This is a genomic window from Aequoribacter sp. (genome assembly GCF_965659035.1).
Taxonomy (GTDB): domain Bacteria; phylum Pseudomonadota; class Gammaproteobacteria; order Pseudomonadales; family Halieaceae; genus Aequoribacter.
Genome location: NZ_CBFHWH010000167.1, coordinates 1 through 1,777, shown reverse-complemented (window position 1 = coordinate 1,777; position 1,777 = coordinate 1). Strand labels below are relative to the sequence as shown.

1 protein-coding gene is annotated in these 1,777 nt (G+C 54.1%); it reads right to left on the bottom strand.

The annotated features are described in order from the left end of the window. Nucleotides 1-87 precede the first annotated feature (87 nt). Nucleotides 88-1,777: hypothetical protein (locus tag ACTF5Z_RS12095; protein WP_438985855.1), on the bottom strand; the 1,690-nt coding region annotated here is incomplete at its 5' end.

Sequence of the window (1,777 nt, the reverse complement as noted above, 5' to 3'; positions counted from 1 at the left end):
AACCCGCAAGGGCTTCGTCAGCATCGGTACACTGCTTATCGCCGTCGGTATCGCGGCACATCCTGCCTTCGGCCGCCGCTGGGAAGTTCAGCGGTGTCGGTTCGTTCTCGCCGTCTTCGTTCGGGTCAAGTCACCGTCGGTATCGATCGAGCTCTTGACTTCATTGGCACTCAGATCACTCAGGTTTTTCTCGGGCACGTCGTTCGACAAATCCGAGATCGTGCGCCCCGTGTTGGGGTCAGTACCATTCGCGGCTACCTGAGTTTCAAAGGTCTGGCGCTGCAGGGTCTCGAGTGTATCGGTGTCACCGTAGTTCACTTCGACTTGAACGTCGTAAGTGATGCGCAGCGACTCACCGGGTGCCAACGAGACTTCGTTGCGGTCAATGAGGTTCACGTCATTAATACCGTCGAAGTTGGTATTAACCGCCGTTGGCAGCGGTGTCATAACCTCATTACCGTTCTCGTCGTAGGATACTTTGATGACTACGATGCTTTCAGGAACCACGCTCACGGGCTGACCGGGCTGGGTTGCCAAGGTTGGGAAGGTAGCTTCTAGCGAGGTAACCACATCCACGTTTTCGAGATCGGTATTACCTAAGTTGGTAATCTCGGTTTGGAAACTCGTCTCGTAAGTTAAGGTACGCTCACTCACTGGCAACGTAGCATCCCCAGAGTCAACCAAGGTCATTACGGTGTCGTCAGTATTGCTGCCGCTTTGCGCAACCACACCGATGATCGGCTGACGCGCCACTTTCAAGGGCGTCGGGGTGGAATCATCAGCAGGGCCGTTGCCATTAGCGTCGGTATCGGTACCGTTGTTCGACGTATCCGTTACGGGTTCACCATTGATTGCATCAACCGATTCACCCTCGGCCGAGATATCAAAGTCTTCAGACTTAGTACCTGCTGGCAGAGTGAAATCAATCACTAGACGCACTTCACCCGAATCACCGGGCGCCAATGACTCATCGCCAGTTAATAGCGAAGGCAATGGATCCTGACCAATCACAAAGGTTTGTGACTCGATGGTCTCATCAGCCGTTGTTAGGTCACCTGTTACAGACACAGAGCGAATGGTAATTACCGTTCCATCCGGGAAGCCACTTAAGCCACCCAGCACCGGCGCCACGTTCACGTCGCTGAGGTCGGTATTACCCGAGTTCTCGACATTAATTACCAGCTCGGTGGTACAAGCTGCGTTCTCACAACGAGCGTTGGGGTCAGCCGAAGGCTGAGTTTCCCGAGTAGGCGTCGCCTGCAAGCTCACGCCCAACACACCGGTTGGAGTAATGCTAACGGTTCCTGCCATCGGACCCTCTTCGTCGGCTGCCGTATCGCTAGCAGGGCCGACAGTAGAATCACCATGAGCTTGCGCTTCAAGCGTGAAACGCTGCTCCTCACCAGGGGTAAAGCTGAGAGGGATAGTCACAACCACGTCATCACCCACTGATAAGCTGCTATCAAAGCCACTTACAGAATCCAACAGGAACACATTGGTATCGGTTGAGCCGTCATAGGCTGAATTTAGCTGGATCAGATCGCTATCGATCGTGGCCGCACTCATATCCAAGGTGTAACCCGCGGGGAAGACAGCGGCCAAGTCAGATGTCAGGCGCAAGTCTGACAGCGTCACGTTACCCGTGTTAGCAACAACTAAACGCACAACTGTCGAGTAGGTCCCGTCATCATTAGCTTGCGGCAAGGACGCATCAACAGCCACTTGAATGGCTGAAGTGTCTTGCAACACCAACACGTTGACTTCGGCCTCATCGGGA